This is a genomic window from Streptomyces sp. NPDC107581 (assembly GCF_055657175.1).
In genome coordinates this window covers 354,084-373,241 of the sequence record NZ_JBVKBH010000004.1, presented here as the reverse complement: position 1 = coordinate 373,241, position 19,158 = coordinate 354,084, and the positions used below count along the sequence as shown (strand labels likewise).

General features: G+C 72.9%; 14 protein-coding genes and 2 pseudogenes. 7 read left to right on the top strand and 9 right to left on the bottom strand.

What is annotated here, in order from left to right:
- Nucleotides 1–56: 56 nt before the first annotated feature.
- The 4 genes and pseudogenes from ACZ7P3_RS11640 to xylB form a co-directional block, all read right to left on the bottom strand.
- Nucleotides 57–659 carry an N-acetylmuramoyl-L-alanine amidase gene (locus ACZ7P3_RS11640; RefSeq protein WP_472080710.1) on the bottom strand — a complete coding sequence of 201 codons (603 nt, stop codon included), beginning with the start codon at nucleotides 657–659 and terminating at the stop codon, nucleotides 57–59.
- A gap of 63 nt (nucleotides 660–722) precedes the next feature.
- Nucleotides 723–1,100: pseudogene (locus tag ACZ7P3_RS11635) on the bottom strand (acetamidase/formamidase family protein); the annotation flags it as partial.
- A gap of 747 nt (nucleotides 1,101–1,847) precedes the next feature.
- Nucleotides 1,848–3,056, bottom strand: coding sequence for an ROK family protein (locus ACZ7P3_RS11630; RefSeq protein ID WP_472080709.1), 1,209 nt, complete (start codon nucleotides 3,054–3,056; stop codon nucleotides 1,848–1,850).
- 104 nt (nucleotides 3,057–3,160) lie between these two features.
- Nucleotides 3,161–4,606 carry a xylulokinase gene (gene xylB / locus ACZ7P3_RS11625; RefSeq protein WP_472080708.1) on the bottom strand — a complete coding sequence of 482 codons (1,446 nt, stop codon included), beginning with the start codon at nucleotides 4,604–4,606 and terminating at the stop codon, nucleotides 3,161–3,163.
- A 202-nt stretch (nucleotides 4,607–4,808) separates the two neighbouring features.
- Between xylB and xylA the strand changes: the two genes are divergently transcribed.
- Both xylA and ACZ7P3_RS11615 read left to right on the top strand, forming a co-directional pair.
- Nucleotides 4,809–5,975, top strand: a complete 1,167-nt coding sequence (gene xylA / locus ACZ7P3_RS11620; protein WP_472080707.1) for a xylose isomerase — start codon at nucleotides 4,809–4,811, stop codon at nucleotides 5,973–5,975.
- A 515-nt stretch (nucleotides 5,976–6,490) separates the two neighbouring features.
- Nucleotides 6,491–6,730, top strand: coding sequence for a hypothetical protein (locus ACZ7P3_RS11615; RefSeq protein WP_472080706.1), 240 nt, complete (start codon nucleotides 6,491–6,493; stop codon nucleotides 6,728–6,730).
- Between the two features lie 219 nt (nucleotides 6,731–6,949).
- On the opposite strand, the pseudogene ACZ7P3_RS11610 reads toward ACZ7P3_RS11615, so the two are convergent.
- Nucleotides 6,950–8,035 (bottom strand): annotated as a pseudogene (locus ACZ7P3_RS11610) (SWIM zinc finger family protein); the annotation flags it as partial.
- Entirely contained in the window at nucleotides 8,032–10,926 is a 2,895-nt protein-coding gene (locus tag ACZ7P3_RS11605; RefSeq protein WP_472080705.1) for a DEAD/DEAH box helicase, read from the bottom strand. The pseudogene ACZ7P3_RS11610 and the gene ACZ7P3_RS11605, both read right to left, overlap by 4 nt.
- A gap of 206 nt (nucleotides 10,927–11,132) precedes the next feature.
- Here ACZ7P3_RS11605 and ACZ7P3_RS11600 point away from each other — a divergent pair, with 206 nt between their 5' ends.
- The gene (locus ACZ7P3_RS11600; RefSeq protein WP_362686151.1) at nucleotides 11,133–11,315 is read left to right on the top strand and encodes a hypothetical protein; all 183 of its coding nucleotides are present in this window, start codon (nucleotides 11,133–11,135) and stop codon (nucleotides 11,313–11,315) included.
- Nucleotides 11,316–11,415: 100 nt separating this feature from the next.
- Here the strand turns inward: ACZ7P3_RS11600 and ACZ7P3_RS11595 are convergent, their stop codons facing one another.
- Both ACZ7P3_RS11595 and ACZ7P3_RS11590 read right to left on the bottom strand, forming a co-directional pair.
- Nucleotides 11,416–12,405 (bottom strand): hypothetical protein, encoded by a 990-nt coding sequence (locus ACZ7P3_RS11595; RefSeq protein WP_472080704.1) that lies wholly within the window; start codon nucleotides 12,403–12,405, stop codon nucleotides 11,416–11,418.
- 722 nt (nucleotides 12,406–13,127) lie between these two features.
- Nucleotides 13,128–13,661, bottom strand: coding sequence for a PadR family transcriptional regulator (locus tag ACZ7P3_RS11590; RefSeq protein ID WP_472080703.1), 534 nt, complete (start codon nucleotides 13,659–13,661; stop codon nucleotides 13,128–13,130).
- Nucleotides 13,662–13,794: 133 nt separating this feature from the next.
- Between ACZ7P3_RS11590 and ACZ7P3_RS11585 the strand changes: the two genes are divergently transcribed.
- On the top strand, nucleotides 13,795–14,550 hold the full coding sequence (locus ACZ7P3_RS11585; protein WP_472080702.1) for an alpha/beta fold hydrolase: 756 nt from the start codon (nucleotides 13,795–13,797) through the stop codon (nucleotides 14,548–14,550).
- A gap of 13 nt (nucleotides 14,551–14,563) precedes the next feature.
- Here ACZ7P3_RS11585 and ACZ7P3_RS11580 read toward each other — a convergent pair whose 3' ends face one another.
- Nucleotides 14,564–15,163, bottom strand: a complete 600-nt coding sequence (locus ACZ7P3_RS11580; protein ID WP_472080701.1) for a class I SAM-dependent methyltransferase — start codon at nucleotides 15,161–15,163, stop codon at nucleotides 14,564–14,566.
- Between the two features lie 152 nt (nucleotides 15,164–15,315).
- Between ACZ7P3_RS11580 and ACZ7P3_RS11575 the strand changes: the two genes are divergently transcribed.
- From ACZ7P3_RS11575 to ACZ7P3_RS11565, 3 genes are read left to right on the top strand one after another with little or no spacing between them, the layout of a single operon-like run.
- Complete coding sequence (locus ACZ7P3_RS11575; protein WP_472080700.1) at nucleotides 15,316–16,089, top strand: MHYT domain-containing protein; 774 nt, start codon at nucleotides 15,316–15,318, stop codon at nucleotides 16,087–16,089.
- 48 nt (nucleotides 16,090–16,137) lie between these two features.
- Nucleotides 16,138–18,714 (top strand): sensor histidine kinase, encoded by a 2,577-nt coding sequence (locus tag ACZ7P3_RS11570; protein WP_472080699.1) that lies wholly within the window; start codon nucleotides 16,138–16,140, stop codon nucleotides 18,712–18,714.
- On the top strand, nucleotides 18,711–19,151 hold the full coding sequence (locus tag ACZ7P3_RS11565) for a roadblock/LC7 domain-containing protein (RefSeq protein WP_472080698.1): 441 nt from the start codon (nucleotides 18,711–18,713) through the stop codon (nucleotides 19,149–19,151). Before ACZ7P3_RS11570 ends, ACZ7P3_RS11565 begins: the two co-directional genes overlap by 4 nt.
- The last annotated feature ends 7 nt before the right edge of the window (nucleotides 19,152–19,158 follow it).

The following is a 19,158-nucleotide window of genomic DNA, read 5'->3' as shown; positions in this document are numbered from 1 at the left end:
CTGCTGGGACCATCGTCACGCGCCGTGTCCGCGCGGACAACCGGTTCGACGTCCGGCTAGGCGAAATTGACCAGCCTGAGGTAGCGCACCCAGTCCCAGTCCGGTCCCGGATCGGTGTGGTCGGTGCCCGGCACCTGGTAGTGGCCGATGATGTGCTCCCTGTCCTTGGGGATGCCGTACTTGGCGCAGACCGCCGCCGTCAGCTTCGCGGACTGCTCGTAGAGGGCGTTCGTGAAGTACGCCGGCTGGTCCACCCAGCCCTCGTGCTCGATGCCGATGCTGCGGGTGTTGTAGTCCCAGTTGCCCGCGTGCCAGGCGATGTCGGCCTCGCGCACGCACTGTGCGATGTGCCCGTCGGCGGAGCGGACCACATAGTGCGCGGACACCTTCTTCAGCGGGTTCTGGAAGATGGCCAGCGTGTTCGGGTACGTCTCCTGCGTGACATGGATGATCACACGGTCGATGTCGTACGCCAGGGGACGGTCGGAGGAGGTGTAGTTGCCGGCGCTAGCCGGCTGCCACTCGGCCGGGGGGTAGTCGACAGCTGCCTGCGCTCCCGCGCGGGCGTCGGGGAGCAGCGCGTAGGGGACGGCCGCAAGGGCCGCGCCCTTCAGGATCCGTCGCCTGCTCAGGTGTGGTCGGGGCCGGTTCGTGTCCATCGTCGGCTGCCTTTCAGGGGCGGGTGTGGGGGGACGTCGCATGCCTGGGCGACTGAGGCGAGGTCACAGGCGAAGTGCCTGGGCCGTCTCCCGCAGCCGCGCGTGCAAGCCGCGGTGAGTCTCCCGCGCGGGCAGCCGCTCCTTGCGGAGCTTGGCCACGCACGTGTAGTTGGTGTCGCACACGTTGGCCAACGGTGATTCCACCGCTCGGGTTGCGAACTGGTACGCGTCCAGCTCACTGGATCCGACGTCACGCACCAGCCACTGCATCAGATCGAGCTGCGCCGTCCGGAACGCGTCCTCCAGCGGGCGCGCCGAGCCGGACGAGATGACAGGGGTGTCCGATTCCAGCCGGGGCCGGGGTGTGGCGACGTCCCTGAGGGGCTCTGCCATCACCACGGTGTTCATCGCGCACTCCACGGCCACTCCGCAGATACGGCCACGGTGTCGCCGGGCTCGGCGCCCTCGCCTCGCGAGGGACCGGTCTGCGGATTGGAGAACGGGAACTCGCAGACCTGGGACACGCGGCCCTTCTCGGACCGCGCCCGGCCGCCGAACCCGCCACAGGTGAATCGCGGGCCAGTTCGGCCACGCAGGCCCCCGTGAACAGGCAGGACGCCATGGCGATCGGCACGGCCGGCGGCAATCCGCCGCCTGCGAGCGCCCCGCTGGAAGGAAAGGAGGCGGCCAGCGTAGCCACCGCGACGACCGCGGCCACCGCGGCCACCGCAGCCACCGCGACTATCGGGGCTGTCGTGGCGCCCAGCGCCTTCGTGACGGCCGGGGCGACCGCGGCCGTCGTCGCGGCGAGGGCCGTCGCGACGGCCAGGGCCACCCCCATGACCGAGGCCACCGCCGTGATGCTCCGGAACAGCACCTCGCGCAAGCCCACGGCGTCATGCCGCAGTGCCCCTGTCGACTCCTCGCGCATGTGTCCCCCGATGTGTGTCAGCCTCCGCAGGCGCTCGCCTCGTGCGGATCCCTTCGCCGTACGAGCGCTGCCCCGCGGCGGACCGGCGGCTGCGTCTCGTTCGAATCACGGTACGGCGCAGGAGAGTTGGGCAGAAGGGTGCGCCGGGGTTTCGTGGACAACCCGCGCACTGTGGACAACCCGGCCACCCGAACGGGTGAGCCCGGGCTTGCGCAGGCCCCCGCGCGCCCCCCTGCTCCAAACGGGCGCCCGTACCCTCAGGGCCGGTCCGCCACCGCCGCCGGATCGTCGAGTACGGCCCGGACGACCGAGTGGGCGGCGCCGAGCAGCGGGCCCTCGGAGCCCAGCCGGGACACCGACACCGGGCAGGCCGGTCCGGCCGTACGGCCCGTCAACTCGGCCTCCAGCGACGGCAGCAGCCAGGGGGAGAGGCCGGCGAGGGCCCCGCCCAGGACGACCGTCTCGGGGTCGAGCAGGTTCACCGCTCCGGTCAGCGCGATTCCGAGCGCCGCACCGGCGTCCCGCAGGGCCCGCTGTACGGCCTCGTCGCCGTCCTCGGCGCGTCCGGCGAGCAGGCCGACGAGATCCTCGCGCGGCTCCAGCCCGGCCGCCCGCAGCACGGCCTCCTCACCGGCGTACTGCTCCAGGCAACCGCGCCCGCCGCACGGGCAGGGAGGTCCGTCCGGGCGGACGGGCACATGGCCCAGTTCACCCGCGAAGCCGCGCGTGCCGCGCAGCAGCCGTCCGTCCACGACGACCGCGGCGCCGATGCCGATCTCGGCCGACACGTGCAGGAAGTCGAGGGGAGTGCCGGAACCCAGCCACAGCTCGGCCAGGGCACCGAAGTTGGCCTCGTTGTCGACGGCCAACGGCAGGTCGCCGGGCAGCAGCGGGCCGAGATCCGCGTCGTGCCAGTCGAGGTTCGGGGCACGCACGACCGTACGGCCGTCCCGGGACACCAGTCCCGGCACCGCGACCGCGAGGCCCGCGGGCCACAGCCCCTCGCGCTGCGCCTGGCCCACGACCTGGCGGACCAGCGTCGTCAGTTCCTCGATCACCGGCCCCGGGGCGCGGCCCCGGTTCGCACCGCGCCGCACGGCCCGCGCACGGACCGCGCCGCGCAGATCGACCGCGCACACCGCGAGGTGATCGACGCCGACCTCCGCCCCGATGCCCGCGGGACCGCGTCCGCTCACCGCGAGGGCCGAGCCGGGGCGGCCCACCCGGCCGGGCCGCTCCGGGCCCAGTTCCTCGAGCAGACCCCAGCGGATCAGCTCGTCCACCAGGGTCGACACCGCAGCCCGCGTCAGACCGATGCGCGAGGCCACCGTGGCGCGCGACAGCGGACCCTCCGCACTGACGGCGTGCATCACCCGGGCCAGGTTGCGCCGGCGCATGCCCCGCTGGGTGTCCGGCAGGGAACGTCCGGTCCCGGGCGCGCCGTCCTCGTGCGGTGATGCGGTCATGCCTCCGTCAATCCTCGGTCTCCACGGGTGGGCTCGGCTCCGGGGCCGCGGCCTCATCCTTGGTTTCTCTGCGGCCGGGCTCGGCTCCGGGGCCGTGGCCAGGCTCAGCGGGACTGCGTTCCCCGCTCCAGCAGCGGGGCCGCGTCGGAGAGTACCCCGCTGATCCGGGCCAGTGCCGCCTCGTCCCGCTCCACGGCCTCCAGCACCGGTCCCGCGGCCGTCTTCCAGCGGCGGGCCACCGCGGCCGGATCCTCACCGGTCAGCAGACCGGCGGCCTGTGCCGCGGCTCCGAGAGCGACCAGCTCCCGGGCCTCCGGAACCTGGACCGGCCGTCCCGACAGCCGCCGTACGGTCTGCTGCCAGGCGGTGCCCCGGGCTCCGCCGCCGATCAGCAGCAGCGGGGTGCTGCGGTCGGCATCCTCGTCGAGGACCAGGCCGAGTGCGCCCAGCAGCGAGTGGACCGCGCCGTCGTAAGCGGCCTGCAGCAGCTGGCCGGCGGTCGTGTCGTGGCGCAGCCCGTGCAACAGACCGGAGGCGTGCGGCAGGTTAGGGGTGCGCTCGCCGTCCAGGTACGGCAGCAGGGTGACGGAAGTCCCGGGCTCGACGGCCTCGCGGTCCAGACCCAGCAGCGCCGCGACACGGTCCACGGCAAGCGTGCAGTTCAGGGTGCAGGCCAGCGGGAGCCAGTCTCCGTGCGCGTCGGCGAAGCCCGCCACCGTGCCGGTCGGGTCGGCCGGGCGGTGCTTGGAGACGGCGTACACCGTGCCGGACGTACCGAGGCTCAGCACCGCAGTGCCCGGGCGCAGGCCGAGGCCCATGGCGGCCGCCGCGTTGTCACCGGTACCGGGCGCCACCAGGGTGCCCTTGGAGAACGGCAGGTCGTGGCTGTCGCGCACGGTGCCCGCCACTTCGCCGGGCCGCACCACCCGGGGCAGCAGGGCAGGGTCGAGCCCCACGTGCGCCAGGGTCTCCTCGTCGTACGCCTCCGTCCCGGACGCCCACCAGCCCGTGCCGGAGGCATCGCCGCGGTCCGTGGTGCCCTGCCCGGTCAGGCGCTCGGTGAGGTAGTCGTGGGGGAGTCGCACCGCCCTGGCGGCACGGACCGCTTCCGGCTCGTGCTCGGCCAGCCACGCCCACTTCGTGACCGTGAACGACGCCCCGGGCACACTGCCGGTGCGCTCCGCCCAGGCCTTCGGGCCGCCCAGCTCCTCGACGAGCCGACGGGCCTGCGGCGCCGAGCGGACGTCGTTCCACAGCAGGGCCGGGCGTACCGGCTCGCCCTGCTCGTCCAAGGTGACCAAGCCGTGCTGCTGGCCGCCGATCGACACCGCCGCGGCCTCGTGGGCCGCGTCACCGCACTGTTGCAGTGCCTCGCACAGGGCGTCCCACCACTGGCGCGGATCGCTCTCCCGGCCCGCCCCGGAGGACACGGTGTGCGGCGCCTGGCCGCTCGCCACGACCTCCCCGGTGGCCGCGTCCACGACCAGCGCCTTCGTGGACTGGGTGGATGTGTCCACGCCGACGACGAGCGGACCCTCGGCTGCTGACATCGGGCTCTCCCTCTTCCCCGGCTCTGCGGGATGTGCTGTGAGCTGGCAAGACGTCCGCAACGACACCCGTCGAAGACGTCCATCGAAGACATCCGTCGAAGACACCTTGTCGTCGAAGACATCTTGTCCCTTCCCCGGGTGCGTCGGCATACTAATTTGTAAACGGCCATGACGAAATAGTCGTACGCAGCGAGGAGCCGGCATGAACTACCAGCCCACCCCCGAGGACAGGTTCACCTTCGGCCTGTGGACCGTCGGCTGGCAGGGAAGGGACCCGTTCGGCGACGCCACCCGCCGGGCCCTCGACCCGGTCGAGACCGTGCAGCGCCTGGCCGGGCTCGGCGCGTACGGAGTGACGTTCCACGACGACGACCTGATCCCCTTCGGGGCGTCGGACACGGAGCGCGAGTCGCACATCAAGCGCTTCCGCCAGGCCCTGGACGCGACCGGCATGACCGTGCCGATGGCGACCACCAACCTCTTCACCCACCCCGTCTTCAAGGACGGCGCCTTCACCGCCAACGACCGCGATGTCCGCCGCTACGCGCTGCGCAAGACGATCCGGAACATCGACCTCGCCGTCGAGCTGGGCGCGAAGACCTACGTCGCCTGGGGCGGCCGCGAGGGCGCCGAGTCCGGCGCCGCAAAGGACGTGCGCGCGGCTCTCGACCGGCTGAAGGAGGCCTTCGACCTCCTCGGCGAGTACGTCACCGCCCAGGGCTACGACATCCGCTTCGCCATCGAGCCCAAGCCGAACGAGCCGCGCGGCGACATCCTGCTGCCCACCGTCGGACACGCGCTGGCCTTCATCGAGCGCCTGGAGCGCCCCGAGCTGTACGGCGTCAACCCCGAGGTGGGCCACGAGCAGATGGCGGGGCTGAACTTCCCGCACGGCATCGCGCAGGCCCTGTGGGCGGGCAAGCTCTTCCACATCGACCTCAACGGCCAGTCCGGCATCAAGTACGACCAGGACCTGCGCTTCGGCGCCGGTGACCTGAGGGCCGCCTTCTGGCTCGTCGACCTCCTGGAGAGCGCCGGTTACGAGGGCCCCCGCCACTTCGACTTCAAGCCGCCGCGGACCGAGGACCTCGACGGCGTGTGGGCGTCCGCGGCCGGCTGCATGCGCAACTACCTCGTCCTGAAGGAGCGGTCGGCCGCGTTCCGTGCCGACCCGGAGGTACAGGAGGCTCTGCGCGCCTCTCGGCTGGACCAGCTGGCCCGCCCGACCGCTGCGGACGGCCTGCAGGCCCTGCTCGCCGACCGCACCGCCTTCGAGGACTTCGATGTGGAGGGGGCCGCCGCGCGCGGGATGGCCTTCGAGCGGCTCGACCAGCTGGCGATGGACCACCTCCTCGGCGCACGCGGCTGAGCCCGCACGCGCGCGTGGGGGCGGGTCCGGTCACTGGATCCCGGCACGCGCGCGTGCATGTCGAGTTCGCAGACACCGGTGGACTGGTTGCCCAGCTGACCGCTCTCCGCGCGGGACATGGCGCAACCCGATGGTCCGTGTCCTGAGCCGCCGTCGGTTGACCGCTTTCCGCGCGGCACACGGCGGAGCCGCACGGTCCGCGCCATGAGCCGCCGTCAGCTTCGGTGCGCCGGTCCCCATCTGAGCCAACGGCGGCGACTCTGGAGGGTATGTCTCTGCCGCCGGTACCACCTCTGCCACCCGAACCACCGGGCGGAACCGCGCCTCCGCCTGCGGGCGGCGGTTTGGGACCGCCTTCCGGCGGTTTCGGACCGCCCTCCGGAGGCTACGGACCGCCCCCGGCCGGCGAGCCGGGGCGGCCGCAGCCCGCGGAGCCTGGCCGGCGCGGACGCGGCCCGCTGTCCGCCGTTCTGGCCGTTCTGCTGGCAGCCGCAGCCGTCCTCACCGTGGTGCTGATGACCTCGGGGCATGACGGCTCGACCGGCAAGAAGGGCCCGGAGGGCGGCGGTACGACCGCGAGCCGCCCTCCCCGGCCCTCCTTCAGCCTCCCCACCGGGCTGCCCAGCCGGCTCCCCACGGAACTGCCCAGCCGGCTCCCCTCGCGGCTGCCCACCGGACTGCCGTCCGGCTTCCCTAGCACGCTCCCGAGTGACCTGAAGACGATCCTGCCGTCTCTCCCGGACGAGCTCCCCTGAAAGCCCCTCCTGGCAGCCCTCGGCCACCGGACCTACGGCGCGGTCGGTATGCCGGTGCCGTTGCCGCGTCCACGACGTTCGCAGTCGCAGTCGCAGTCGCAGTCGCAGCCGCAGCCGCAGCCGCAGCGGGAGACCGAGGCGGGACAGCCTTGACGCAGGCACAGCGTGATTCAGGTACCTGCGGTCGGATCACCGGCCCGTCCGAGCCGCGTCGCCGCACTCCTCGTCGAGTACGGCCAGACCCGCCACACCTCCGGTGTGCCAGGCACGGACGGCCGCGGCCAAACCGTCGCGGCCTCGTCCCGACCTCTCGGCGAGCCGGTCGGCCACGGCATCGGGCGCCGCCCCGGCGGCCAGCCGAACCGCATCCTGGTATGCCGTCAACTCCTGGAAGAGGTCCTCTCCTCGCCCGTCAGTGCTGAGCGCTTGTCCCAGCAATCGGTGGGCTTCAGCGGCTGTCCGCCCGGCCAGGTACTCCAGTGCTGCCGAGTCGATCCCGGGTACCTGGTCCATCGCGGTGTCGAAGGACGGTGCCCTGCCGGGGGTCCCCGGGAGGCCGGGAAGGGCGGGCAGCGGAGGCAGGATGTCCCCGGCCGCCCAGACCTCCGCCGCGTCAACGCCCTCACCCTCGGCGGCCTTGGAGTCGCCTTCGTTCTCGGCGGCCTCGTCCGGGGTTGCGGTGCTCCTCAGGTACAACTCCTTCAGGAACGCGGCCTTTGCGCGTCCGCGCATCAGCAGCAGCACGAAGGGATCCCCGTCCAGCAGACACGTCACCTGGTGGCACAGGGCAGCGGTGTGCCCGCAGTGATCCCACGTGCCGCAGTCGCACTCGGGCTCCAGATCACCCAGTCCCGGCAACAGGTCGATCCCCCTGGCGGCCGCGTCCTCGATCAAGTGCGAGGGCAGTTCACCGTCCAGGAGCGCGGCCAGGTGTCCCGCCTGCTCCACAGCCAGGTCCAGAAACCGGACCCACTCCTCCGCGGAGAGTTCGGGCACGAGCACGTCGGCCCGGTGTGCCACACCCTTCGGATCGCGGACGACAGCGGTCACCCGGCCCGGTCGCACGGTCACCGCGCCGACCGCCCCTGCCCGTGCGAGGCGGCGTCCCGCCGCGACCGCGGCGGCGTCCAGCGCCGCGTCCTCAAGGGCCCCGAGCCAGGCGCGGCCCCACCAGGTCTGCGCGAACCCGCGCCCGCGCGCGGGCGGTCGCGCGGCGAACGTTCGTTCCAGATCACGCTCGTGGTCCTGGTCCTGGTCCTGGTCCTGGTCGTGCTCGTGGTCGTCGTCGCGGTCGTGGTGGTTCATCCTGCCTCCCCGTGCAGTTGCACCAGCGCGGCCAATTCCGCGTCGGTCAGCTCAGTCAGCGCGGCCTCGCCGGCGCCGATCACGGCGTCCGCGAGTTCCCGTTTGCGCCCGAGCATCTGCGCGATGCGGTCCTCGACGGTCCCCTCGGCGATCAGCCGGTGCACCTGCACCGGTCGGGTCTGCCCGATCCGGTACGCACGGTCGGTGGCCTGCGCCTCGACCGCAGGGTTCCACCAGCGGTCGTAGTGCACCACATGCTCCGCGCGTGTGAGGTTCAGGCCCGTTCCCGCGGCCTTCAACGACAGCAGGAACACCGGCACCCCGCCCTCCTGGAAACGGCGCACCAGCGTCTCGCGCTCTGCGACCGGGGTGCCGCCGTGCAACAGCTGCGTGGGCACCCCACGGCCCGTCAGGTGCCGTTCGAGCAGGCGGGCCATCCGCACGTACTGCGTGAAGACCAGCACACTCGACCCCGCCGCGAGGGTGGTGCCGAGCAGTTCGTCCAGCAGTTCCAGCTTTCCCGAGCGCCCGGGGAGTCGCGGATCGTCCTCCTTGAGGAACTGGGCCGGATGATTGCAGATCTGCTTCAGCCCCGTCAGCAGCTTCACGATCAGGCCCCGGCGGGCCATGTCGTCGGCCGCCGCGATCCGCTCGAGCGTCTCGCGTACCAACGCCTCGTACAGACCGGCCTGTTCGGGTGTCAGAGCCACCGGGTGATCGGTCTCGGTCTTCGGCGGCAGTTCGGGCACGATGCCGGGGTCCGACTTCCGGCGTCGCAGCAGGAATGGCCGTACCAGCCGCGCGAGCTGCTCCGCGGCGGCGGGGTCCCGGCCACCCTCGACCGGCTGTGCGTATCGTGCGCGGAAACTGCCCAGTCGGCCCAGCAGCCCCGGTGTCGTCCAGTCCAGGATCGCCCACAGTTCCGTGAGGTTGTTCTCCACCGGTGTGCCGGTGAGCGCCACGCGTGCGCGTGCGCCGATGGATCGCAGAGCTCGCGCGGTCGCCGCGTACGGGTTCTTCACGTGCTGTGCCTCGTCGGCGACGACCATGTCCCAGGGCACCTCGGCGAGCCGTCCGGCGTCCAGGCGCATCGTGCCGTAGGTCGTGAGGACGAATTCCCCGTCCGCCACGGAGCCGAGAGCGCGCCCCGGTCCGTGGAACCGTCGTACCGGTGTGCCGGGGGCGAACCGCTCGATCTCCCGCTGCCAGTTGCCGAGCAGAGAGGCCGGACAGACCACCAGCGTGGGACCGGCCGCCGAGGAGTCCGTCCGACGGTGCAGATGGAGCGCGATCAGCGTGACCGTCTTGCCGAGCCCCATGTCGTCGGCCAGGCAGCAGCCCAGCCCGAGGGCCGTCGTCCGGGCCAGCCAGCCGAGGCCCCGCAGCTGGTAGTCGCGCAGGGTGGCGGTGAGCGCCGGAGGCTGTCCGACGGGCTGTACCGCCTCCGGGTGTGCGAGCCGTTCCCGCAGCTCTGCCAGCCATCCCGTGGGCCGTACCTCGACCTGACGGCCGTCGACCTCGGCCGAGCCCGTCAGAGCGGCGGCCAGCGCCTCGACCGGGGTCATGGAGCGTTCCTGCCGGGCGCGGGCGCGGGTTGCCTCGCGCGGGTCGACCAGGACCCATCGGTCGCGCAGCCGTACGAGGGGGCGCTTGGCCTCGGCGAGCCGTTCCAGTTCCTCGCGCGAGAGCTCCTGTCCCTCCAGCGCGCACCGCCAGCGGAAGGTGAGCAGGGCGCCCGCCGGGACGTACGACGACGGCGGCGCCAAGGCCGTCTCGCCCCGGGGCGTTGCGCCGTCCGGCGGGCCGACGTCCGCGTGCGTGGTCAACTCGCGCGACAGCTCCTTCGGCCAGTGCACATCGACGCCTGCCGCGGCCAGCGCCCGGGCACCCTCGCCCAGAAGGTCGGCGATCTCGTCGTCGGCGAGGTCCACGGAGTCGGGAGCGGCGGCGCGGAGCAGGGGTGCCAGCGGCGGCCACGTCCGGGCCGCCCGGCGCAGCGCCAGCAGCGCATCCGCACGCGCGCGTGGGCCGAACGACTCGGGCCCGGTTCCCGAGGATGCCCACAGCTCGGCGGCGTCCGCGACGTCCGCCGCCCCGCTCGCGCTGTGCACCTGGAGCACCGCACGGAACCGCACCGGAGTGTCGTCGTCCGCCCGCTCGGCGCCGTGGAGGCCAGGCGCCTCGATGCGCAACGACAGCCGCACGCCGGCGTCGTGTCCGGCGGCGATGTCGTCGGCCCACGCCCTGAGGCCGGGCAGCTGCTGCGGCTCGGGAGCCGCATAGGCGGTGCCGCCCGTCACGAACGGTGCGGCGGGAGTGCGGGGGAGCGTGTCGGCGACCGCGTCCAGGAAGGCGCGCAGCAGCCGCTCGGGGTCGGGCAGCCGGGGCCGGCCGCCGACGGCGAGAGGTACGGCGTGTGCCTCTGGAGGCATCGCCGCGGCAAGGTCGCGCACAAGCTGCTCATCGGGCGCGGCCAGCGGACCCACCCGCCATGTGTCCTGGTCGTCCGGGGAGAGTCCGGGCAGGAGCAGACCGCGGGCCAGGAGGTGCAGGGCCAGCAGGCCGGCCCTGCACCAGAAGGCTGTGGCCCGGTGGCCCTCCGTCTCTGCACGCGCGCGCGTGAGTGCCGGCAAGGTGGTGAGCACCGGCAGGGCCGTGCGCATCGGGAGCAGCAGGGCAGGCAGGCGCACCCGCTGGACGGCCCGGCCCTGGGCGGGAATCACCAGATCCAGCTCCGAGACGGAGCCCCGGGCGACGGGAGGGAGGGCCTCGCCGTCCGGCCGCCAGAAGGCCATAAGACCGGCACGGGCGGGGTCGGACGGCAGGAACACCGCGCAGCAGCGGGCCAGTTCGGGCATCTCGGAGGGTCGTGCCGTGGGAATCCTTTGCACAGCCTCGCGCACTCCTCAAATTTGACTACTCGCTTGGAGTCGCCGAGGGTACAGCACGCCAGGAGTGCGCTCCGAAGGCTTAGTCTGTGACCTGGACCACTAGGGGGCGTGTCTCAGGGATGTCTCAGGGGCGAGGTCCGGAACCGCTGGGAGCGCGGGGCCGTTTCCAGAGCAGAGAGTGGCAGTGGCTGCGAAGGAGAATGCTCATGTCCAAGACCGCGAAGGTCGCCGCAGGGGGTGTGGCGGTCGGTCTGATCCTGCTGATATGGCTGCCCTGGTGGGTGGCGTTCCTCATTGTGGTGGGGGTGCCCGCCGCCGCGTACCTGACGCTGGACCCCTCGCAGCGGCGCAGGCTCCGCCGGGTCACGCGCAAGGAACTCGGCCGCTGAGCGACGGGCGAGGCGCCAGGGCCACTCGCCGAGGTGCCCGCGCGCTCGCCGGTGGAGCCTCGGACGCCGCGCCTCCACGGAGAGCGCGGTGCCCGAGGGTTCAACTGGGTCGCACGGCCATTTTGTCGAGCGCATCGAGAAGCCCTGGCAGCTCCGGGCCCCGGCCCACCGGCAGCACCTCACCGGGCTCCTCGTCGAGCAGGACGAACGCGATGTCGTCGGTGCGGGCCACCATTGACCATCCGGGGCCGTCGGCGCGCAGCGTACGGGCGTCCCCCGGGGCGAACGAGGAGCGCACCCGGCCCAGCGGAGGCGGCGAGTCGACGTATGCACGGGCCTCCGCCAGTACCCGCCGGACACCCTGGTGGCCGCCCTTCGGCGCGTCCTCCTCGCTGCCCGCCGTGTCCGCGGTCGTGCCGTCCGCCGCGTCGCCGGTCGTGCCGTCCGCCGCGTCCCCGCCGGACGTGCCGTCCGTCGTGTCTTCGCCCATGCCGTCCGCCGTGGCCCCGGTCGCGTCCTCCGTCGTGGCTCTGGCCGTGCCGTCCGTCCTGGCCTGCGCGCTCGTCGCCTGCTCGTCGGACGAGGCGAAGTAGCCTTCGCCGATCTGCTCCCGCCACACCGCCCACTGCAGCGCGATCTCGTCGGCACCAAGGCGCCGCTGGGCCGGTCCCCAGGAGCCGGTGTCCGGCGGCGTCAGCGCGGGGCCGTCCGCTGTCTCGGGGTCGGGGTCGTGCGGCGCGGGCACACCGGGTGCGGCCACGGCGACCGCCAGCGGCCAGCCCGGCAGGGCGGCCACGACCGTGCGCTCGTCCGGCGACAGCTCGTACTCCATGCCGCAGTCCCAGGAGGCGATCGCCACGGCGACCAGCGACACGTCGTCGATGACGACCGTCCAGCGGGCGCCGTCACCGTCCTGCCCGAGCACCAGGCCGTACCCGTCGGCGCGCGGTGCCAGACCCAGTGCCGTGCATGCCTCCGGATAGTCGTCGCCCAGCACGCTCGGAAACTGTGCCGGCGTCAGCAGTACCGCCGTGAGCACATACAGCGCCTCGTCCGCGGCGGCGACGGCCTCGTCGTCCGTTCCGGCCATCCCTGCCTCCCAGTGGTTCATCCATCGGCGCGCACCCTAGTGCGAGCGGAAGGCGCTTGTCACGACTCCGCACACCACGCGGAGCTGCAGGTTTCCACCTGGAGGGGGGCGAAATGACCAACAGTCGGCACGGTCTTCCGCTCAGATCACCAAAAGTCCGGGGAGGGCGCGGGCGGCCCCTCGTGGCTCGATTCGTCGTGCTCCAGGCGACGGCGACGGCGACGGCGACGACGACGGGGGGCGGCGGGACGGGGACGGAGTCGGGGGCGGGGGCGGCCTGGCACCCCGGTTTGCGCACCCTGGATGAGAACACCTCCGGCTGCAGGCAGACCGCGAGCTCCTCGATCCGGCAGTGATCGTCCTCCGCGCAGGCTCTCCGCATGTCCGGACGTGGCTTCGAACAAGCTGTGTGCACGCCTGGGCCGAGCGCCGATGCCTGCATGCCTGGAGAGGTGCGGAATCCGACGTCGCACGTGCACCTACGTCGAACGCGGGGATGGCCTCATGCCTGGAAGGAGCGCGCCGCTGCTCGATGAACTCACCTGAATGGAAGCGGAGTTGAGGACGTGCCCGGTAGCGGGATGGATGCCACGGCGAGTCGCTTCGGACGGCCCGGTCGGATCCGGTGGACGGACCCGGCGGCGTATGAGGCGCAGGTCCACCGGCTCTACGTGGCGTTCGAAATTCCGTGGGGCCCCACGCGGACCTTGTCCCAGGGCGCCTCAGCGGTCGGCATCCTCGAGTGACCGCAGGGTCTCGCGCAGCCAGGCGAGTTCGGCCCGGCTCGTGGCGCGTGCGATGGTGAGGACACCGCGCCGGAACGGGTCGTCGAGTTCCTCGGCGCTCAGTGGCCGGTCGCCCTCGTAGAAGAAGCTCGCCGGTTCCTCCAGGAAGGCCAGCCGGCGCCTCAGCACGGCCGCCTGGGCCGCGGTGTCGTCGAGGTGCCGCAGGAACGCGAGCAGCGTGAACCACTGGTTCTCGTCGGTGATCTCGCGCTGCCCGGGGTCGGCGAGACGGCGCCGCAGCTCCTGCCTGCCCTCCCCGGTGAGCGTCAGCACGTGACGCGGCGCGGCCACGGCCCCGGGCTCGGTGGCCCGCGCCAGGAGCCCGGCCTTCTCCAGCCGCTTGATGGCCGGGTACAGCGTGCTCTCGGCGACGGGCCGTACGTGGCCGGTGAGGGCGGCGATGTGCCTGCGCAGGACGTAACCGTGCAGCGGTGCGTCGTACAGGAATCCGAGGATGGCGAGCTCCAGCATGGGCGCATTCTCTCTCGGTTCCGCTGTGCGTTCGCAGATCCGCGGTACATCGTTGAGGTTGTATTTCGCTCTCGCTATACATCGGTATCGATGTATTGTGTGGCACAGAGCGCAGACGTTGGGGAGGGACACGGTGAAACAGGCCGCATTCGACAACAAGGGGAGCATGATCCGTTGGACGGAGACGCCCGGGGCCGAGCCCGCGCGCGTGTACCTGCACGGACTCGGATCCGTCTCCGCCGTGTACCACGCGCACATCGCGGCACGCCCCGAACTCACCGGCCGGCGGAGCCTGTTCTTGGACCTGCCCGGGCACGGCATCAGTGACCGGCCCGAACACTTCGGCTACACGCTGGACCAGCATGCCGACGCCGTAGCGACCGTGCTGGACCAGGCCGCCGTCACCGGCGCCGAGCTGGTCGCGCACAGCATGGGCGGCGCCGTCGCCATCGTGCTCGCCCACCGTCGGCCCGAGCTCGTCTCCCGGCTGGTCCTCGCGGAAGCCAACCTCGACGCCTATCCGCCGTCGACGGCCGCCAGCAGCGGAATCGCCGCCTACAGGGAGGACGAGTTCGTGGAAGAGCAGTACGCGCGCGTACTTGCGGCCGTCGGCCCGCTGTGGGCCGCCACCATGCGGCTGGCCGATCCGCGGGCCCTGCACCGCAGTGCCGTCGGCCTCCGCCGCGGCTCGGAGCCCGTGATGCGCACGATGCTGGAGGGCCTCGCGGTCGACCGTGTCTACCTGCAGGGCGAGCACAGCGGTGAACTCCCGGGCCGAAAGGACCTGGAAGCCGCGGGAGTCCGTGTGACGACGGTGCCGGGCGCCGGGCACAACGTCATGTTCGACAACCCCGACGCCTTCGCGGCGGCCGTCGCGGGACAGGGCTGACCCGGCCCGGCCGTCAGTCCTCGCGGACGGCCAGTGCGAGGAACCGGGAGTGCTCGTCGACGTATGACGTCATGCGCCATGCCGAGCGGGCGAGGAGCGGGCCGAGACGGCCCTCGGCCCGGAGGTCGTCAGGCGTGATCCGGCGGCCCTGGCGTGCTGCCAGGGCCGCCCGGCCGATGGGGTGGAACAGCGCGAGCATGCCACCCGGTCGCACCACGCGGGCCAGCTCCCGCAGATTCTCGGCCGGATTCGGCAGGTGGGCGATCAGGCCCGCAGCGAACACGGCGTCCAAGGAGCCGGACCGCAGCGGCAGTGCGGCGACGTCCGCGAGCAGCAGCCGTCCGTGCCGGTCCCTGCCCGCCCGTACGGCGGCCTGGAGCATCGCCGGGGTCAGGTCCACCCCGGTCACCACCCCGGAGGGCCCCACGGCGCCACGCAAGGGCGACAGGGCGCGGCCTGTGCCGCAGCCCGCGTCGAGCACGCGGTCGCCCTGACGCAGCCCCAGATCGGCCACGGCGGCCGCGTAGGCGGGACCGTCGTCGGGGAACTTGCTGTCCCAGCCGGCCGCGCGTGCGGTGAAGAACTCCCGGACATGCGTGTGGTCGTCGTTCATGTTCTGCATGATCCCTCACCGGCACGGGGGACCGTCCTGCGCGCATGTTCGAGCGGGACGCGATCGTTCCATCGCCTCTCTGTGTCATATTCCAACACCTTTCGAAATGCGCCCCCTTCGCGCGCCCCTGCTCCGGCTAGCGTCCCGGGGCCATGGGACACCTGGACCACGCCGCCTTCGGCTGGCTGACCCCCGTGCTGTCGTACGTGATGGCCTGCACAGGCGCCGCACTGGGACTGCGCTGCACCGTGCGCGCGCTCGGCACCACCGGCCGTTCTCGCCGCAACTGGCTCGTCACCGCCGCCTCCGCGATCGGGACGGGCATCTGGACCATGCACTTCGTGGCCATGCTCGGTTTCCGTGTCAGCGGCACCGGCATCCGCTACGACGTGCCGCTGACCATCCTCAGCCTCGTCGTCGCCATGGTCGTCGTCTGCGCCGGCGTCTTCGCCGTCGGATACAGCCGGGACCGCAACCGGGCACTCCTCCTCGGTGGGCTCACCACCGGGCTGGGCGTCGCCAGCATGCACTACCTGGGGATGGCGGCGGTACGGCTGCACGGTCACGTGCACTACGACCCCGTCCTCGTCGGGCTCTCGGTCCTGATCGCCGTCGTGGCGGCGACCGCGGCCCTGTGGGCGGGACTCAACATCAAGTCGCCCCGCGCGGTCACCCTCGCCTCCCTCGTCATGGGGGCGGCCGTCAGCAGCATGCACTACACGGGGATGTTCGCCGTGAGCGTGCGCGTCACCCCCTCCGGCGAGGTGCTGCCCGGGGCCACGGCGATGCAGTTCATCTTCCCCCTCGCCGTCGGCCTCGGTTCCTACCTGTTCCTCACCTCGGCCTTCGTCGCCCTCTCACCCGCGGCCGACGAGCGCGAGGCGTCCGCCCCGGGCCCGGTGCCCGTCCAGGGCACCGCCCGCTAGCGGGAGTCCGGCCCCGGAGCCCCGACCCACGTCCCGAGCGAGGAGGCCATGCGCCCACCCCGTAGCACCCCGAACGCCGGTACCCCGGAGTCACCGCCCCCGCCGCGCGGCCGCCGCGCGCACGCCGGACCACCGGCCGACGAGGACGCGGAACAGTCCCTCGACACGCCGCCGGCCGACGCGCCCCCGCGCGCGGGCCGCTGGCGTCTTCGGCCCCGCACGGTGCGGGCCAAGGTGATCTGCCTGCTGATGGTCCCCGTCGTCTCGCTGCTCGCCCTGTGGGCGTACGCCACCGTCAGCACCGCCCAGGACGTCGCCCGGCTGCGCCGGTCGCAACAGGTCGACGCCGAACTGCGCGCCCCGGTGGCAGCGGCCGTCACCGCGCTGCAGACCGAGCGGGCCGCCGCCGTACGCTATGCCGCCGACCCGGGCGCCGGAGACGGCGCAACCCTGCGCGGACTCGCGGCCCGAACCGACCGCGCGCTGGCCGGGCTGCGGCTCGGCGACGGCACCGTCGCGGACAGCCAGGAGTTGCCCGCCGCGGTCGCCCAACGTCTGCAGGCATTCGTCACCGGCGCCGAGAACCTGCGCGCGCTGCGGACCGCCGTACTGGACCGCAGGACGGGCTGGAGCGAGGTGTACGCCCGGTACACGGAGACCGTCGGTACGGCCCTCACGGTGGACGGTTCCCTCACCGGCGCCCAGCAGGCGGACGTCGGCACCGACGCGCGCGTGCTGCTCGAATTCTCCCGGGCCGCCGAGGCGCTGGCTCAGGAGGACGCCGTCCTCGGCAGCACACCTCCGGCCGGTGGTCTGCAGAGTGAGCGGCTGCGGCTCTTCGGGGCGGCCGTCGCCGCACGCCGCGCCTTCACCGAGGCTGCCGTCGCCGACCTGCCCGGCACCCAGCGCACCGCCTGGCACGACCTCGCCGACAGCAGCGCGTACACCTCGCTCGCCGCCACCGAGGACACGATCCTGGCCGCCGGTCCCGGGACCAAGGCGGCCGACGTGGCGCCGGCGGCCACCTGGAGCACCGCCCACACACGCGTGCGGGACGGGATGCAGACCATCGCCACCGACACCGGCCGCGCGGTGGCGGGCCGCGCCGACCCGGTCACGCGCGGCCTGCTCAGCCCGGCGGGCGCCGCCGTGCTGTTCGGCCTCGCCGCCGTCGCCGCCTCGCTCGTCATCTCCGTCCGCATCGGACGGGCTCTCGTGATCGAGCTGGTGAGCCTGCGCAATGACGCCCTGGAGATCGCCCACCGCAAACTCCCCGCGGCGATGCGGAAGCTGCGCACGGGCGAGGAGATCGACATCCAGGCCGAGGCACCGGCCGGACCACCCGCCGAGGACGAGACCGGCCAGGTCTCCGAGGCCCTCACCACCGTCCACCGCGCCGCCCTGCACGCCGCGGTGGAGCGCGCCGAACTCGCGAACGGCATCTCCGGTGTCTTCGTCAATCTTGCCCGGCGCAGCCAGGTGCTGGTCCACCGCCAGCTCAGTCTCCTGGACAGTATGGAGCGGCGCTCCGACGACCCCGACGAACTGAGCGACCTCTTCCGCCTCGACCACCTCACCACCCGGATGCGGCGCCACGCGGAGAGCCTGATCATCCTCTCCGGGGCGGCACCCGGCCGGGCCTGGCGCATGCCGGTGTCCCTGACGAACGTCGTACGCGCCGCCGTCTCCGAAGTCGAGGACTACGCGCGCGTAGAGGTGCGCCGGCTCCCGGAGGCGTTCGTCACCGGCGCGGCGGTGGCCGACCTCACGCACCTGCTGGCCGAACTCGTGGAGAACGCGGCACAGTTCTCGCCGCCCCACACGCGCGTGCGGGTCAACGGGGAACCCGTCGGCAACGGCTACGCCCTCGAAGTCGAGGACCGGGGACTCGGCATGGGCGCCGACACCCTTGCCGATGCCAACCGGCGGATCGAGCAGTCCGAGGTGCTCGATCTGTTCGACAGCGACCGCCTGGGACTCTTCGTGGTCAGCAGGCTCGCCTCCCGGCACGGCATCAAGGTGCACCTGCGTACCTCGCCCTATGGAGGCACCACCGCGGTCGTTCTCCTGCCCACACCGCTGCTGCACACCGGCTCCGCGAAACGCCCCGCACACGAGGAGGCGCAGGCCCTCCCGGAGCCGCAACGCGCCTACGCGCGCGTGCCCGACGCGCCCCGGCAGCCGTCCGCGGTCACCGCGCAGTCCGGTGCCGGCGCCCGGCCCGCCCTCGCGGCCCCCGCCTCCCCCGCCTCCGCCGCCTCGCCCCCCGCTCCCGCCGCCCCGACCCCCGCCCCGGCCTCCTCGCCACCCGTGCACGAACCCCCGCCCCCCGGAGTCACCGCCTTGAGGCTGCACCGCCCGCCGCACGACTCCGAACCCTCCGACGACCTCCCGCGCCGCGTGCGCCAGGCGAGCCTGGCCCCGCAGCTCCGCCACCAGCGTCCCGCCGAACCGGCGCCCCAACCCGCCCCGCGCGCCGAGGACCGGCGTACCCCCGAACTAGTGCGGGACCGCATGACGGCCTACCGCGACGGCTGGGCGCGCGGCGGCGGCCGTCGTCCCGGCCGCGGCGCCGCCCCGCAAGCCGTAACGGGCAGTGACAGCACCGAAGGAGACCCGGCATGATCCAGGACCCCGACACGAGGACCGCCGCCCAGCAGTCCGGCGAACTCGACTGGCTGCTGGACGACCTGGTGATGCGGGTGAGCGAGGTACGGCACGCCGTCGTGCTGTCCAACGACGGCCTGGCCGTCGGCGCCTCCACCGGCCTCGCTCGGGAGGACGCGGAGCACCTTGCCGCCGTGGCCTCCGGCTTCAACAGCCTCGCCAAGGGTGCCGGCCGGCACTTCGGAGCAGGTGGCGTACGTCAGACCATGGTGGAGATGGACGAGGCCTTCCTGTTCGTGGCCGCCGCCGGCGAAGGCTCCTGTCTCGCCGTGCTCACCGCCGTCACCGCCGACATCGGACTGGTCGCCTATGAGATGGCACGTCTGGTCAAGCGCGTGGGTGAGCATCTGCGCACGGCACCACGCGGTACCGCCCGGCCGCCCGCCGCCGGATGAGCCCAAA

Excerpts from the sequence above, each read along its gene's own strand:
- ACZ7P3_RS11630 (WP_472080709.1), bottom strand. The coding sequence starts at position 3,056 with ATGACCGCATCACCGCACGAGGACGGCGCGCCCGGGACCGGACGTTCC.
- ACZ7P3_RS11590 (WP_472080703.1), bottom strand. The coding sequence starts at position 13,661 with ATGCTGGAGCTCGCCATCCTCGGATTCCTGTACGACGCACCGCTGCAC.
- ACZ7P3_RS11615 (WP_472080706.1), top strand. The coding sequence starts at position 6,491 with ATGACCTCGGGGCATGACGGCTCGACCGGCAAGAAGGGCCCGGAGGGC.
- xylB (WP_472080708.1), bottom strand. The coding sequence starts at position 4,606 with ATGTCAGCAGCCGAGGGTCCGCTCGTCGTCGGCGTGGACACATCCACC.
- ACZ7P3_RS11600 (WP_362686151.1), top strand. The coding sequence starts at position 11,133 with ATGTCCAAGACCGCGAAGGTCGCCGCAGGGGGTGTGGCGGTCGGTCTG.
- ACZ7P3_RS11595 (WP_472080704.1), bottom strand. The coding sequence starts at position 12,405 with ATGGCCGGAACGGACGACGAGGCCGTCGCCGCCGCGGACGAGGCGCTG.
- ACZ7P3_RS11580 (WP_472080701.1), bottom strand. The coding sequence starts at position 15,163 with ATGAACGACGACCACACGCATGTCCGGGAGTTCTTCACCGCACGCGCG.
- ACZ7P3_RS11570 (WP_472080699.1), top strand. The coding sequence starts at position 16,138 with ATGCGCCCACCCCGTAGCACCCCGAACGCCGGTACCCCGGAGTCACCG.
- ACZ7P3_RS11575 (WP_472080700.1), top strand. The coding sequence starts at position 15,316 with ATGGGACACCTGGACCACGCCGCCTTCGGCTGGCTGACCCCCGTGCTG.
- ACZ7P3_RS11640 (WP_472080710.1), bottom strand. The coding sequence starts at position 659 with ATGGACACGAACCGGCCCCGACCACACCTGAGCAGGCGACGGATCCTG.
- ACZ7P3_RS11565 (WP_472080698.1), top strand. The coding sequence starts at position 18,711 with ATGATCCAGGACCCCGACACGAGGACCGCCGCCCAGCAGTCCGGCGAA.
- xylA (WP_472080707.1), top strand. The coding sequence starts at position 4,809 with ATGAACTACCAGCCCACCCCCGAGGACAGGTTCACCTTCGGCCTGTGG.